This window comes from Ferroplasma acidiphilum (genome assembly GCF_002078355.1).
In the GTDB taxonomy this organism is placed as follows: domain Archaea; phylum Thermoplasmatota; class Thermoplasmata; order Thermoplasmatales; family Thermoplasmataceae; genus Ferroplasma; species Ferroplasma acidiphilum.
In genome coordinates this window covers 978,276-994,222 of record NZ_CP015363.1, presented here as the reverse complement: position 1 = coordinate 994,222, position 15,947 = coordinate 978,276, and the positions used below count along the sequence as shown (strand labels likewise).

15 protein-coding genes are annotated in these 15,947 nt (G+C 33.9%); 8 read left to right on the top strand and 7 right to left on the bottom strand.

What is annotated here, in order from left to right; genetic code table 11:
* The 3 genes from fad_RS04950 to fad_RS04940 form a co-directional block, all read right to left on the bottom strand.
* Complete coding sequence (locus fad_RS04950; protein ID WP_081142324.1) at positions 1 to 1,410, bottom strand: RAD55 family ATPase; 1,410 nt, start codon at positions 1,408 to 1,410, stop codon at positions 1 to 3.
* A gap of 243 nt (positions 1,411 to 1,653) precedes the next feature.
* On the bottom strand, positions 1,654 to 2,979 hold the full coding sequence (locus tag fad_RS04945) for a hypothetical protein (RefSeq protein WP_081142322.1): 1,326 nt from the start codon (positions 2,977 to 2,979) through the stop codon (positions 1,654 to 1,656).
* Positions 2,980 to 3,052: 73 nt separating this feature from the next.
* On the bottom strand, positions 3,053 to 3,664 hold the full coding sequence (locus fad_RS04940; protein WP_081142320.1) for a hypothetical protein: 612 nt from the start codon (positions 3,662 to 3,664) through the stop codon (positions 3,053 to 3,055).
* A 24-nt stretch (positions 3,665 to 3,688) separates the two neighbouring features.
* Here fad_RS04940 and fad_RS04935 point away from each other — a divergent pair, with 24 nt between their 5' ends.
* Together fad_RS04935 and fad_RS04930 are read left to right on the top strand one after the other, a co-directional pair.
* Positions 3,689 to 5,380 (top strand): long-chain-fatty-acid--CoA ligase, encoded by a 1,692-nt coding sequence (locus fad_RS04935; protein WP_081142318.1) that lies wholly within the window; start codon positions 3,689 to 3,691, stop codon positions 5,378 to 5,380.
* A complete protein-coding gene (locus fad_RS04930) occupies positions 5,370 to 5,873 on the top strand; it encodes a hypothetical protein (protein WP_081142316.1) in 504 nt (167 codons plus the stop codon). Before fad_RS04935 ends, fad_RS04930 begins: the two co-directional genes overlap by 11 nt.
* A gap of 212 nt (positions 5,874 to 6,085) precedes the next feature.
* Here the strand turns inward: fad_RS04930 and fad_RS04925 are convergent, their stop codons facing one another.
* On the bottom strand, positions 6,086 to 7,342 hold the full coding sequence (locus tag fad_RS04925) for an MFS transporter (protein WP_081142314.1): 1,257 nt from the start codon (positions 7,340 to 7,342) through the stop codon (positions 6,086 to 6,088).
* Positions 7,343 to 7,483: 141 nt separating this feature from the next.
* The gene (locus fad_RS04920; protein ID WP_081142312.1) at positions 7,484 to 7,840 is read right to left on the bottom strand and encodes a hypothetical protein; all 357 of its coding nucleotides are present in this window, start codon (positions 7,838 to 7,840) and stop codon (positions 7,484 to 7,486) included.
* Between the two features lie 133 nt (positions 7,841 to 7,973).
* On the opposite strand from fad_RS04920, the gene fad_RS04915 reads away from it, so the two are divergent.
* Positions 7,974 to 8,546 carry a DUF996 domain-containing protein gene (locus fad_RS04915; RefSeq protein WP_196795576.1) on the top strand — a complete coding sequence of 191 codons (573 nt, stop codon included), beginning with the start codon at positions 7,974 to 7,976 and terminating at the stop codon, positions 8,544 to 8,546.
* Between the two features lie 234 nt (positions 8,547 to 8,780).
* The gene (locus fad_RS04910; protein WP_081142309.1) at positions 8,781 to 9,482 is read left to right on the top strand and encodes a DUF996 domain-containing protein; all 702 of its coding nucleotides are present in this window, start codon (positions 8,781 to 8,783) and stop codon (positions 9,480 to 9,482) included.
* Between the two features lie 30 nt (positions 9,483 to 9,512).
* Here the strand turns inward: fad_RS04910 and fad_RS04905 are convergent, their stop codons facing one another.
* Positions 9,513 to 10,739: an MFS transporter gene (locus fad_RS04905; RefSeq protein ID WP_155951129.1), complete on the bottom strand. Its 1,227-nt coding sequence runs from the start codon at positions 10,737 to 10,739 to the stop codon at positions 9,513 to 9,515.
* A gap of 369 nt (positions 10,740 to 11,108) precedes the next feature.
* Here fad_RS04905 and fad_RS04900 point away from each other — a divergent pair, with 369 nt between their 5' ends.
* From fad_RS04900 to fad_RS04885, 4 genes are all read left to right on the top strand, one after another.
* Positions 11,109 to 11,600 (top strand): peroxiredoxin, encoded by a 492-nt coding sequence (locus tag fad_RS04900; protein ID WP_081142305.1) that lies wholly within the window; start codon positions 11,109 to 11,111, stop codon positions 11,598 to 11,600.
* A 191-nt stretch (positions 11,601 to 11,791) separates the two neighbouring features.
* Positions 11,792 to 12,982, top strand: a complete 1,191-nt coding sequence (locus fad_RS04895) for an MFS transporter (protein ID WP_081142303.1) — start codon at positions 11,792 to 11,794, stop codon at positions 12,980 to 12,982.
* A gap of 284 nt (positions 12,983 to 13,266) precedes the next feature.
* Positions 13,267 to 13,509: an AbrB/MazE/SpoVT family DNA-binding domain-containing protein gene (locus tag fad_RS04890; RefSeq protein ID WP_081142301.1), complete on the top strand. Its 243-nt coding sequence runs from the start codon at positions 13,267 to 13,269 to the stop codon at positions 13,507 to 13,509.
* Positions 13,490 to 13,855 (top strand): PIN domain-containing protein, encoded by a 366-nt coding sequence (locus fad_RS04885; RefSeq protein WP_196795575.1) that lies wholly within the window; start codon positions 13,490 to 13,492, stop codon positions 13,853 to 13,855. Before fad_RS04890 ends, fad_RS04885 begins: the two co-directional genes overlap by 20 nt.
* 164 nt (positions 13,856 to 14,019) lie before the next feature.
* Here fad_RS04885 and fad_RS04880 read toward each other — a convergent pair whose 3' ends face one another.
* Positions 14,020 to 15,930, bottom strand: coding sequence for a DUF2075 domain-containing protein (locus fad_RS04880; protein WP_081142297.1), 1,911 nt, complete (start codon positions 15,928 to 15,930; stop codon positions 14,020 to 14,022).
* Positions 15,931 to 15,947 lie beyond the last annotated feature (17 nt).

Here is a 15,947-nt window from a genome sequence, read left to right as displayed (position 1 = left end):
TCACTTTATTTCGAGTGTGTTTTTGTCTGTTATATTGTATTCAACCAGCCTCCTGGAATTATCCCTTATCATGAATTTTTTTATCACAATAATATTTTTAATGGAATTTAAATCAATTACCGTTCCAATTTCAACTATTCCTGTAAAATACATATCCTCTATTGAATTTGAATTTATATTATTGATATATTTTGTTGCCATGGTCACACAGTCAAGATTTTTCAGTTCGTTGAAAAGATATCTTATACTATCCTCACCCGGGTTAATTTCAAGTGGCTCTATTGAGTCTATAACCAGCCTTTTTATATTATATTTTGTAATATATTTGCCAATTTCCGCAATAACCTTGGATATATGGTCTCTAATCTTCCATATGTCTGATTCACTGTGCTGGAATTTCTCCAGAGAGGAGTTACCGTCGAATATGAATATTTTTTTGTCGTTTACCAGCTGCCTTATATTCATGCCAAAACTATCCGCAATTTTTAATATGTAATCCGGAGAATATCTTGTGGTTATATAGAGTCCGTTCTGGCCGTGCAATGCCCCCTGCATCAGGAATTTAGAAAGGAAATACAAAGTGTTCCCGGATGAAAATGTCTCTATGCCGTATACATTATTTTCTTCCAGCCCGTATAACAAAATATTGTCAAATTCATCTATGCCAAACCTGTACTCTTTAGAAGTTAAAATTTTATTTACATACTGTCTCAATTTCAGGACAAGGTCGTCCTTGCTGGTCGCACTGTAATATTCAATTTCGCTGCCTGTACCCGTATCTGTAAATTTATCAGATATATTAAAAATAGCCATTTTTCTGGAAGGAAATTCAGATTTGAATAACTCTGTATTTTCCAGTACTTCCCTGAAATCAGCATGTGAATATATATCAATAAAGTAATCATAATCTACCGTTATTTTTACACTGAAAATATGACTTCTGGATTTACATGTTATCATGGAAGGTATTTCGTATGTTAATTTATTTTCATCAAGTATTTTTATAAATTCATGCAGTGCATCCGCCACGTTGTTTACCATATCCTTTATTAAGTACTTTTTATATTTATTCCATTTACCATCCGGAATATTAATTTTTCTGCAGTCCCTGCATATGTAAACTTCTTTTAAATTATCCGGGTCAGGTGGAGATTTATCTATATCCATGGCAATATTACCAGATTCAGAAAACGGGACTACCATAAAGTTGTCCCCGCCACAGTACTTGCATTTTAAATCGAATACTGAGCCCTGTTCAGTTACATACCCATAATCCTCAAGCCTTTCAAGTATGGCCGGCAAATCTTCGTTCATATACACATCGCCTATGGCATAAAATTCATTATTAATTAACTGGCCATTGAGTTTTCCATATTTTAAATCATAAATAAACAAATCATCAACATTCATCTGATATTAATATCTGTATATCTATTAAATTTTACCTGTACTCTTGCAGCTCTTACACGCATTTACCCCGATAAATTATATTGATAATATAGAAAAATTCATGCTAGTTCTGCTCATATTTCGATGTTTCTGGAATATTTCCTTAATATATAGCTTAAATAAAAAAATTAGGTGTGAACTTCTTGACATTTCCAGCTGAAATGTAGTTAGCCTTTAAAGCATATTCTGCATTGTTACACTGAATTACATTTTTCTGTAAAGCATCAAGGATTCAAAATCTTTTATGTTTATGTCTTTATTAATGGAATTTAATTTCTTATCAATATTTTTGGTAATTTTAGGCAAGTATAACTTATTCTTAATTAAAAACAAATCCACTCCGGACAGTTCAAGTAGCAGAGTATCTATATATTTGCTCCTGTATGGATAAATAAAGTCAGAATATCTGTACAATAGTAAATACATTTCCAGGGCTATTGAATTGAGTATGAGATAGCCATCCACGGACATATTATTTTTTAAGTAAAAACTGTCATTGTATATCCTGTATCTGGAATATAGTAATTTTTTATAGAGAAAATTTCTTATGTTTATGGCCTGATAGATCAGATTCTGATTTATATCCAGATTTGACAGTACAATTTTTACATTTGCGTTTGCCTCAATAATTTCCCTTCCATTCAGAATCTTATCGTAAAAAAAGTAATAAAATATATTCCCGGAACTGTATTTCGTATAATATAAATCATGTTTTAACAATTCATTATATTCCCGTTTTAGCAATAACTTATCTATCTTTAACATTTCCTTAATTTTTGGCAACTGAATTTCATCTATTTCCATTATAAAATTTCTTTTGCCATCCATCAAAATTTTTAGATTTTTTTTATTATAATACTTGCCCTCAGGAATTATTACGCCGTTATTATTTGCAATGCGGTCACAAAGATCTATAAATTGGCCAACAGAATCATTAACTCCGGCCATATGCTTAACATTTATTACTTTTAAGGTCAAAGCATCAATCAATATATCTATTATTACCGGGCTTGCGTTATTTTTATTCAGGGTTTGTACATTTATGGATATTTCTATATGCATCAATAACATGTTTTCCTCTATTGTATTCATGCTTTCATACAAATTCCGTTCACTGGAAAGCTCTTTTAAAATGCCCGGGATATTTTCCTCATTGAGCCTGATTCTTGGCCATATATATGATAAAAATGTTCTTTTATAGTAATATTTAGAAAATGCTAATGGTGAGCCATATAATGAAATTATAAAAGCAAGGACAATAATTTCCCTTTTATATTTTGTGAAACCTCTTAGTATTTTAATGACTAAATCCTTATTTAGACCCATTAATAATGCAATATCACCATATTGCAGAGATTTTTCTGGCAATACAAAATCTTTCTGTATTATCCTATCATCTTTTACTCTTCCCATATACTTGCTTTTTTTAATTTCCTTTTTTGTTCTTTTGTCCCATTTATTTACCGTGTAATACGCATACAGCTTCCCCTTTATTTTCTTTACTTCTATATGCCCACTTCCTTCTTCCATAAGTAAATATAAATGCATATGGTTAATTAATGTTATTATAGAGAAATAGAGCTTTCTAAACACTAATTAAGAGTTATAACTTCCCTGCAGTCATGTTTATATAAGTCACTAATAATAATTTACTGTAAAAGGTGATATAAATATCAAGATTTATTGACAATACAAAAAATATCCACGCAAGGAGGAATAAATTAATTACTATTGCAATTGCTTTAGCTGCAATTAGCATAGTTTCCGGTGTTTCATATGCAGCGGTAACATCAGGAACAGTAACCGCAAAGTCTATAAGCTTAACCGATTTCTCTATTAAAGCATCTAAAATGACCTTAACTAACCCGGAGATACAAACTATCAACGTCAGTGGTGTTACTGAATATAAAGTTACTATGAGCAAAGTCGTTATTTCCAGTATGGTACTTACAAAATACATAAATTCCACAACATCTACAACAATCACTTCACCCTGTGCGGTAGGTACCAATGTTACTTTATATGCATACCATATATATGCCACAAACACATCATACGTGAATCTAACTATATCTGAAAATCCCCATTTCACAATAACAGCTAACCAGATAACCCAGACAAATGTGACTATAAATGCATCATACCAGAAGGCAGGGTCTTTCAGTATGAACAATCTAAACCTTGGCTTTTCATTCCTGGCGGCCCACACGGTCATGGCAGATATTAGAATGGTGATAAAATGATTGAAGTAAAGGTTAACAGCCTTGATGAAGCTTTACAGAAAAGCTACCCTCCGTGGGTAAGGAGAACCATTGAAATACCGGATATTAGCATATACAGAGCATTCTCCGACTCAGTTGAAAAAAATAAAGATAATATTGCAATAGATTTCATGGGCAAAAAAATAACCTACAGTAGCCTGAAAGAAAAAATTGATTCTATTTCTGTAAGGTTGGGGGAGTTAGGCATCACCAAAGGTGACAGAATTGCAGTTATGCTGCCTAACATACCGCAGTACATAACATATTTCTTTGCGATTGTTAAACTTGGTGCTGTTATTGTACAGGTAAACCCATTGTATACAATACGGGAACTGGAATTTGAAATAAAGGATTCAGGGGCAAATACACTTATAGTAATGGATGATTTTATAGATAAGGCATTGCCATTATATCCGGCCAAATTGAAAAGAATTCTTGTTGTGAAGGTTCAATATTACCTGCCACCTGTTGTATCACAGCTCTATACATTGATTAAAAAAGAACATAAGAAGATACCTGTAGCCGACAATATATATTTATGCAAGGTACCTAAAAAATCCCGATTCGTATCAAAGGAAGCCGATATTGACCCTGAAAATGATCCTGCCCTGCTGCAGTATACTGGGGGCACCACTGGAATGCCAAAGGCTGCAATACTTACACATAAAAACTTAATTTCAAATGCATATCAGATAATCGAATACATGCCTGAAGAGTATAAGAAAAATATTTCCTATCTATCATCAATACCATTTTTCCATGTATACGGCATGATGACGGCAATGTTGACACCATTGCTGCAGGGCTCTAAAATTATCCTTATACCGGATCCAAGGGATATTAAGACGGCATTAAAAATAATAGATAAGAAAAAGCCCGTAGCATTTCCAGGAATACCAACACTTTACCATGGAATAATTACATATAAGGATGTTAAAAAATACCATATTGACAATGTAAAAATATGTATTTCAGGAGCATCTCCATTGCCTGTGGAACTGCAGAAGAATTTTGAATCAATGACCGGCGCAATTCTCGTAGAGGGCTATGGGTTAAGTGAATGCTCTCCTGTTGCAAATGTTACACCCCTGGTTGAGGATGAGAGGGAAAAATACAGGAGATTTGGCTCTGTCGGCTTGCCTGTGTCCAATACATATGAAAAAATTGTTTCAACAGAGGATGGAGTAACTGAAATGCCTCTTAATGAACCTGGAGAACTTCTCATTAAAGGCCCGCAGGTTATGAAAGGATACTGGAACAGGCCTGATGAAAATGCAAAAACGCTGGTAGATGGGTGGCTGCATACCGGTGATATTGCAAAGATGGATGAAGATGGTTACGTATATATCGTCGACCGTGAAAAGGATTTAATTATAGCAGGCGGCTATAACATATACCCGCGTGAGATCGAGGAAGTTATATATGAAAACCCGAAAGTTTCTGAGTGTGCTGTTATAGGGGTAAAAGATGCACATCGCGGTGAAACAGTAAAGGCATTTATTGTAAAGAAGGACAGTTCACTCACGGATGTTGAGATAATAAATTTCTGCAAAGAAAGGTTAGCGGTTTATAAAGTACCGAAAATAATAGAGTTCAGGGATGAACTTCCATTGACCCTTGTTGGCAAAGTAGACAAGAAAGCTTTGCGCGGTGGAGATAATGGTAAATAAAAAATATCTAATAGTTGTGCCAATTGTGGCAGTTATTCTATTATCATCCATTATTTTTGTACCATACAGTACCAGTATACCAGGCAATCAGTATTCAGCCTCAAATTCTGGATCCCAGCCAGCATATATGAATATTACAAGTATAACATTGCACGATGGTGTTATTACACCTTGTTTATTAAATGGTACATACCACATAACAGCAGTAAGTGCCAACCTCACATCCCTGTCGCTTATACATATAACTGCATCAAATGGGAAAGTCAATATAACCGCAACATCCGGAAATCTTACAGGACTTAATCTGTGGTCGAATTCCCTGGGTTTCTCTGTGTTAGATACTGCTGTTGATGGAATATTAACTCCAATTACATCGATTACTGGCGTAATAAGCGGAAACATAACTATACAGGACGCAACACTGGAGCCAACGTATTTCCATGCCGATTACCAGGATTTAAGCAATTCAAATATTAATATGGATAATTTATAACCTTAATAAATGGAATCGAGAGAACCATTGCATGGAGACGAAAACAAATCATGGAAGTTGTACCTGGTGATTCCTTTGCAGATAAAAAGATAAGAAAGGCAATATGAATTCACGGGAGAATATCAGAATGAGTGCTGGCCATTATCTTTATTGGTCACATCTGGTATTTACTGTTGTCAATTGATTAACCCGCAATAAACATTTATTTCTAATTACCTCGGGTGTATTACTGCACCTGATGGAGAACCAGCCCCCTTTGGCTTAAATAATATTGATAATACGCTATTATTCCTGCCTCCTGAATTTTCTTCAATCAATCCCCTGAATAGGAAAGATGACAGAAATCTTCCTGCAAAGACTATTAAATAGGACAGCAGCAGTGCAATCTTTAAAGGTTCTACAGACAAAAATAAAGTTAAAACATAACCGCCAGTAAGTGCTCCGAAGAAATAAACCATTCCATTGAACCCGTTTAATATTGATATATATTCAGCCTTGTTATTCTGTGGCACAATATCCAGAGTATATGATGTTGTAACCGTATTTTGAATTGAACCGATAAAGCCACTATAAATTTCCAGCAATATAAATAATGGCAGAATATTAAAAAATGCATACATTAATGGGATTCCGCTCAGCATTATCCTGTTTAAAAATATAATTGGCACGCGATTAACCTTATCTATAAATTTCCCGATAATATACTGTGTTAGTAACATGGTTAATGTTGATGATATAGTCAACACTGCAACAATTTCCAGTGAAAAATGCATTATTGAAACTATTGTTATTGGAAACATGGGCCATGCCATTGACCAGAAAAATGATTGAATATTTGTAGCCCTGAAGTATTTATAAAACGCATTGTTATTTTTTAAATTTTTCAAGGTTTTGTATAAATTTCGTGTCATAACACTCTTGCTTCTGGATTCCTTGAATTTAAACACAGTAACTGCAGAGATAACATATGAGGCTGCAGCGGTACTGAAGGGTATTACAACATCATCAGGATATTTAGCCAGGATGAAAACCATTGCTATTAAGGACACAATTGTACCGGCAGAAGCTATATCGTTTATGAGTGTTAAAAACCTCCCACGTTCTGATATAATATTATCCGCGATAAATGAATACCAGTTAACCGTTATCATTGCAGAAAATATTGATATCAGGGAATACAGGACTATTAAATTAACCGGAGTTCTGGAGTAAGGAAGCAAAAACCATAGAACCGCAAGAATAACACTTCCACTCACAAGAAATGGCTTTCTTTTGCCAACCCTGTCACTTATCCTTCCCCAGAGAATCTGCCCTAAATTGCTTAATGAATTTGATGAAGATTGCAGCCATCCCATTTCTGCTGCTGTTGCTCCGATCATAACGCCATATACACCGACAAAGGATGCTGCCACAGTTGCGCCCGCAGCAATTATAAGTGACCGGAATGCGATAAGTTTTTTATTATCCATTTATTTATAGCTCAATATATGGAAATATTTTAATATATCTGCGAATAGAAATTCTTGATCCTTTTCTAACAAGGTATATGGAATCGGCATACTGAATGAAATCGTTCATATAAACTGATAAAAACTAATTGTATACAGATTTCACATATTTGGCTGAAAAGTCATTGATATACCTATCCCTCCCGGGATGCTCATTGATATGCTAAAGTATAACACCCCAATTTTCTTTGCTATCCGTTCTATATCGCCCTTTTCCCTCTCAAACCAGGAAGATATGGTGGAAATCAGGTCAGGTCTTTTATCCAGTATAGAATTTACAAAGCCATTCACTTTTAAAATGTTAAAATACGCTTTGTATGGAGTTAAATCAGCGATTAAATCAATTTTTAAATCATCATATAGTTTTGTTATAAAATCTCCAAATCCGGATAAATCATCCTGAAAATCACTATCAGATAATTTATTATGTTCCCATTTTTTATATAAGTCCTCTATCATAAATCATTATAATTTTAATATTATTTAAAATATGGGTAATTTTAGAACAATAATTTATAATAACCATTATCATACCATAAATACGAATACACAAAAGATTCAGGAACTGGAATCGGCGCGTACATATGGAATTATGGGGATAATCCTAGAATTTATTGGTGGTCCAGCAGATATTATATTTCATGGATTGGGCCTCATCATCTCAATTATCGGATTAATTTTACTTTTCCTTGCAGTTAAATCTATATCTAACAATTATAGCAATCAGACGCCGTTTAAGTATATGCTATACAGCCTAATTTCCGGCATCATATTAGCAGTTGTAGCAGGAATATCATTATTTCTGTTACTCATACCCATATTTAACTCTGCATCAAGTACCGGTAGCACATCTACTTTTTATATGTCACTAATTTCTATATTCTTGCTTATAGTAGTTCTGGTACTGGTGCCAAGCTTCGTTTCTATAATTTTTCAATATATGGCATACGACAGTGTAGGGAAATTAACTGGAATACATGAGTTTCATACCGCGGCATTGCTACTACTTATTGGTATAATTCTAGCTATTATAGTTATAGGCGTTATCCTGATGTTCATTGGAATAATATTTCTCATAATAGCATTTGCGAAACTTCCGGGCGAAGCAAAGCCTGCTTTAAATGATCAAACTTTTAATCAGGATACTAACAAAGAAATATTCTAAACCGGCTATAGAAACGGAAAAACATCATTTCATTTATTTTATAACACCATGTTTTGCATCTCCATATTTTATCGATCCATTTGTGAATCTAAATATTATCCTGTTAATATTTGCCTTTTGAATTCCATCCTAATAATATGATATTCTGTAACTTAAATTCGTTATAAAACTATTAAAAGGATTAGAGATGATTTTAAAACAAAAGTTTTTAATATTTACAAGTATCTATAATATATGAATAACGCTCAAAAGAGTCAGGAACTCAAACAGGCACGTACATATGGAATTATGGGGGTAATTCTAGAATTTGCTGGTGTTCCTGTATTTCTTATATTCAAAGAATTGGGGTTTATAATCTCAATTGCAGGGTTAATTTTACTTTTCCTTGCAGGTAAATCTATATCTAACTATTATAGCAATCAGACGCCGTTTAAGTATATGCTATACAGCCTGATTTCAGGAGCTATACTAGCAGTTGCATCTACGGGCTTATTAGTCCTGGTATATGTGCCGGGTGTAAGCTCTGCAACAGGTGCAAATAGCATATCTGTAATAAATACTTCATTTCTCACTTTACTTTTACTCGTTCTCTTTCTGTTTCTGGTGCCAGGCATCGTTTCTATAATTTTCCAATATATTGCATATAATAGAGTGGGAAAATTAATTGGAAGTGATGAATTTCATACTGCATCATTGTTCCTGCTTACCGGTACAATTAGTACTATTACATCAATTGCTATTTTCATTTTCTATAGTGATATACCTAACAATGCAATGCTTCTTGACATAGTTCGAATTATTATATTTATAGGCATCGTCCCGATATTGCGCGGAATAGTGCGCCTTATAGTAGCATTTGCAAAACTTCCCGGTGAAGCAAAGCCTTCTGAAAATAACCAGAACCCTAATCAGAGTACATATAACGAAATGTCCTGAACTGGCTATGAAAACATAATACACCGGAGTTCATCTATGTTTTTGATAATATCCAGACAAATAGAACCTTTTTGGATTTTTATCCGGTTGTGCTTTAATCTGCATTTTCCTGAGGGAATATATTACAACAAAAACAAAAGTCAGTACAAAAATGCCCTGTATTGCGATTAAAATTCCAGACCCTGTGTATTTTATTATTAATATGTAAATTGCAAGAAAGGATATCCTGGCAATATATGAAATTGTTTCCAGAGAACCATACACACGGCCTATAAATTTTTTAGGTATAGTTTTCATCATTATTGTCTTTCTTATTATGCGGATTGCCGGGTTTCCATATCCCTGTATTGCTTCAAGGCCCAGAAATATTATAACAATTTTAATTAAACCCATTGCTATTGTTCCCACTGAAAATACAATCATAGAAATAACTATCAATATAAACTCATTTTTTTCATTCATTTTTGGTATGAGCAATGATGTAATAACGGCTGATATCGCGTAGATACTTTCCATTGCACCTATTATAACCGGGGTTCCATTTAATGCGTTAACGATAAAAGCCGGTTGTGTAAAATTCCCTATAATAATTGCTATAAATGGAGTATATAAAGCAAATAAGAGAAAGAATAGATATTTATTATTCTTAAGATAAGTGAATCCACTGAAAGTTGACTTGCTTATATTATTTTTTTCAGCCTCAATAATCTTAATTTTTTTGAACGTCATAGCACTTATTGCAAAGGCAATGGAACATGCAATCATTATAAATAAAAAATTTACTGAATAAATTATAAATCCTGCTATTATGGAAAATACAGAGGATATTTGCCCGATAATTTCCATTTTGCTGTTTATGGACTTATATTCCTTTATACTAAATATTTGCTGTGTTATTGATAATATTACATTCCAGTAAAACATCGAATATACTGATATTATCATATATATAATGAAAAGTGTTGTAATGCTCAACGCAATATTTCTAATCAATAATAAAAATATGAGGAGAAATAACAGTGAAACAATGAGATGCAATTGAATGAAAATTTTCTTTTTATTGTATCTGTCTATGATTTTCCCAATAAAATTTGATATTGCAAAACCTGTGATGGTAGCGATTAAAACAATGGAGCCGTATAATATTTCACCGTTCACAGATATTAGAACATACCAGGTTATTCCAATATATAGTATGCTGGAGGCAATGTTTGCAATCAAAGTTGATAAAATGAGGTAGAAAAAATTCTTTTGCATTCTATCACCTCCTCGAGGGAATTTGCCATATTTGAAATCAATAAGCACATAATATTTTATACTTTATAATATAATAAATTTAATTATTTATAAAGTTTATAAAGTAATATGTTTTCCACGGATATTTCAATAAACTACCCGGATAGGGTTTTCAATTTTTTATTATAATTACAGTGTATACCGGTTTGGAGACTTAATTATTGGCCAATGAAGAGTGTGTGAACAGAGATGAACTATCTACTGAAGCTGGAGTTGGCAAAGGGCTTTTATTATTACCAGTATTGCTGTTAAACGGACATTTAATAACATCAACTTCCGTACAATTTTTAATGAAGCATAACCTTAAATCGTATATACACATGGTATGACATGGCACTCAAAAATGGAGATAAGGCACCGGATTTCAAAGCGAATGACGAGTTGGGGAAAATAGTTTCTCTCGCAGATTTCAAGGGGAAATCATCTGTTGTATTATATTTTTATCCAAAAGCCGAGACTCCAGGATGTACTGCTGAGGCAAAATGTTTCAGGGACAACTGGGATGCAATTAAGCCATTGGGGGCAATTGTGCTTGGTGTGAGTTCAGATAGCGAAGAGAAGCAAAAATCTTTTAAAGACCATCATAAATTGCAGTTTACCCTGTTAAGCGATAAGAATAAAAGCATAAGGGAAGCATATGATGCTAAGGGTTTCATAATCCCGGCTAGGATAACATATATTATTGATAAGGAAGGCATTATCAGGGGCATACATAACTCCCAGATGGATCCGAAAAGCCACATAGACTTCGCAATTAAGACACTCAAGGAAATAAGTTCTACTCAGGCGAAAAATAGTCCAGAAGCTCCTGGACAGGAATGAATGTATTGATCTTTATTTGTCCGCAGGTTAAATTGGAATCTGAATATAATGTCTATTTCATATAATTTTAACCTTGATATACAAAACCCCTGATACCAGTGTAAAATATGCCTGAAGATTAATATATCTCCGTACTTCCAGAGGAACGGATGATATACTTAAACATTTATATAGAGTAATTATTCCCTTACATGGATGAAAAATGGTTTAAACTTTTATCATACTGGTTCCTATTATTTACAATAGGATTTGGGTGGTTTATACTTGCACCACTGGTACCGGAACTTAGCAGTTCATTCAACGTAGGTTTAAGTTCTATACTCCTTTTAGTTTCAACCTATGGTTATACTATGGTTGTACTGGGGTTGCTTGCCGGATGGTTATCAGCTAAATTCACAGTTAAAAGTTCCCTTTACACTGCTGCAGGATTGTCCATAATAGGCTTAATCGGGAGAGCATTGTCACCGGATTATTTATCTTTCCTGGTAACCGGGATAATAGCAGCAGCAGCTTACCCGCTGGCTATGGCTCCTGTAGGAAGTGTTGCAGATTCACTTTTCCATGACAGGTCACACACGGTAATAGGTATCAGTGTAGGCATGCTTTTCCTCGGTATGGCATTCGGGTCTTTCTTCGGGCCAGATATTTTTACTGCACTGGGACTCAAGGGCGCTATGTGGATTCCAGTTATCCTCGCTATAATAGCCGTTATATGGCTTGTACCTGGAATACGTGGCTATCCAACATCTTATAAGGGGAGGTCATTGAGAGGAGCTTTCAGGATAGGAATGGTTAAAAACTGGTATATAGGCCTTGCAATATCAGCCATGTCTGTAATGTTCGGGTCACTGGGTTCTACAGTCCTGTTGCTGCACCATATGGCTACAGCCCAGGCACTTGCCTACGGAGGCCTTCTTGGTGGCCTTGCTTTCCTGGGTTCTGCCCTGGGTGCATTAATACTGCCTCCAGTATTCGAGAAGTACAATAGAATCCGTACCGGACTGATTACTACCGGTGTATTGATGTTCATATTTACCGCTGTGATGACATTGAGCCTGTCCTATTCCACGATTGTAATATTGATTGGAGCCGGATATTTCTTCTTCGGAATCTTCGGAAACGCTTACTGGTCCATGGCTATGACTTTAACCACTCGCTATGTTACTGATCCGGCGCAGGCAGGATTTGCAACATCTATGTATAGCGTGTTTACGAATTTAGGTGTGGCTTTCATACCTGTATTCCTGGGGCCGGAATTTGGAAGCCTTGCTACAATAGCAGTCGGAGTTTCAGTGGTACTGGCTATAGAAGTGGTAGCCATGATACTGGCACCATTTCTTAAAGTCAGGGCAAGTGGAGCAAAGGAAACGACTAAATTGTGAGGGAATAAATTATTCGGTATTATCTTTTAATTTATTATTATATTAATACTTTTTAACAGTTTTATAATCCCGGGAAGTAAATTTATTAAAGTGAGGATACATTAAAACGAGCAAATAAAATAAATATCTGTGTAAATAATATAATAAAAACATAGTTCTGAATATTTTAATCAGGAAATAGATAAGATATGGAATTTATCCAGATTGAGATAAACCCAAAAGAGTAATTTATACAAATTATTTAAAACAAAAATTTAATTATCTAGTAAACTAATATAGTAATTATGGAAGAAGTAAAAATCACAAGAAATTACCAGACTACAATACCTGCTGATATTAGAGATAAATTGGGAATAAAAATCGGTGATAGAATCCTTGTTTATATAGATAAAGATAGAATTATAATGGAAAAACCGAAAGGTGACATTACAAAGATATCCATTAAATTAGATAAAAATATAGATGCTGAATACGTAGAAAAGGTAATAAGGGAAGCAGGTGATGAAATTGGAAGAAGCAGTCTTTGATACAAATGTTATTATTGCAATAATAATAGAGAATGATATTAACCATAAAAAAGCTCTAGAATTGTGGAAAAAAATCGATAAGGCATATGTACCTATGATATCTGTTATTGAATTCAATTATTTCCTCATTAAGCATTCTTTACCTGTTGCTATAACAAAGGAGTTGATAAATGATGAAAAGGTCAATATTATACCAACACAAAAGGATGATGTATTTTTTTCAATAAAAAGTAATATAAAAAGCTATGATGATTTTAATGATATGATAATATTAAACATTAGTAAAAGGATTAAGAAACAGCTCATAACATTTGATGTTGAACTGAAAAAATTATATGACCGATAATTATACACTATCAGTATATATTAACCTGAGAATTGCTCTATAAAGCAAAATGGGGAATCTATAACTATTCTCATTAAATTTTTGATTTACTGTATGGTTTGAAATTTTCCTGTATTACCATATCAAAATTAGCTTGATATTGAGTATAATATTTGTCCAAGAGTTCAAATTTTACTGTTTTTTACCATGTACATTTCTATTCTTGATTCCACAAATTTCCGTGTATCGGCATCTACAAAATATACATAAACGCCATATCTTGCCCTGGTTAATAAGATTCTGTATATATTTTTGACATGTTCTGTAAACTTTTCTTTTCCTTTTCTTATTACAGGGTCTTTTGAATTTTCAGGCTTTCCTACCCAATCATTTATAGAATAATCATAAACCAGGTCATTTCCCCATATGAGAAATATATAATCAAATTCAAAACCCTGTATGGTATATATGCTCCCCACCTGGTTAGAGCATGACGGATCAATTGGCCAGAGATTCCACGCCGGTGTTTCAGGTTTTTTTGTGAATTTGATTTTAGCAAAATCTTTCAATTCCCAGGTAGCCTTAAAGTCCCCTATAACTATATCATCTACCAGAGTTCCATTTTCGTTAGGGTTGCTCCATGGCCAGCAGAAGCCCGCGACCATTCTTGCCGAATTTGTATTTTTAGAATTACGCAGGTTCATTTCATCCCTTAAAATTTGTGGGTCATCAACAATTTTAAATTCCATTTTTTCGTTTTTAGACAGGAATTCGTTACCAGTATCATTTATATTTAATAAGGAATCAATCCAGTTTAAATAGCCATCAGACCCACTGCACCTGAACTGCGTTTTTAGCTGGAAATTATACACTTTTGCCCCGAACTTTTTTGCTGCTTCTGTTATAAGCTTAATACTCCCTATCTCTTCCGGTCGTACCAGCTGGTGTTCATCTATAAAAAATACAGATACCTTTGCTGAATTAATCAGTTCTTCTATCTGCGGCAAAGTACTCCTCCTCTCAGGTCTAGTATACCTGTTGTTACTGGATTTTCTTATTCTATGGGCTTCATCTGCTATTAAGACGTCTATTTCATTCGTTATAGCGTGTGAAACTGAATTAAAATACAAAAAAAAGTTTTTTACACTTCTCATATCTCCTGATCCTACTATTTTCTGCAATGATGAAGTAAAGGCTTTTGACCCTGTTGCATGGTAAACTTTAAAGCCTTTCGAAAGAAGCTCTGCCATGGCATTTAATGCAATCACCGATTTACCTGTCCCGGGCCCACCCTCAACAATAATAACAGATTTATGTTTGAACGTTGCTGCTTTTTTTGCCCTGTCTATTATTGTGTTGTTTGCAAGTATCTGGTCATCTATCAATGAAAATACCTTCTGATTTCTCAATATATCTGATGTGTAATCTATCAGCTTCTTTGATGGTTTTATATCGCCTGTTATGAAATCATTATAAACATCTAATCCATTTCCATTTGATAGTTTATCTTTAAGATAATCTCCAAATTTTTTGAAATCATCCCTTGTGAATAATGGAAATTTTGACAATACATTGTTAAATGATACATCCAGCAGGGTCTTATCTGTTTGAGAATAATTATGACAATATGAACATCCGTATAACCCATAATCATCCCTGTTAAAAATTTCCATAAAATCTTTCATATAATAATAGTATCCAGCCACCTGTTCGGATGGGTGCGGTACCTCACGTTCCTGGTGCCCGACATAAGTAATGACATTTCCCTCAATTTCCGATAACTTTGCCGAAGACCATTGCTTCAGTTCCACGATAATTATATTTTTAAAATTTTCTGTTCCATGTCCCATTAAAATAACATCTATCCTTCTTGCGCTATATGGCAACTCATATTCTATAACCACGTAGATATTATACAATTTATTTTCCTGTAATTCATTTTTAATAAATTGAAACGAATTATTCCATGCATTGTATTCTCCCTGTGAGGGATTATGACCGTAATAAGCAACAAAAGATTGTTTAAGTTTATCAGAAAGTTTATTGTAATTTAAATCATTTATAAGTTCCTGTGCGGAATTTTGGTATAAACGCATAATAACATAACGATCTT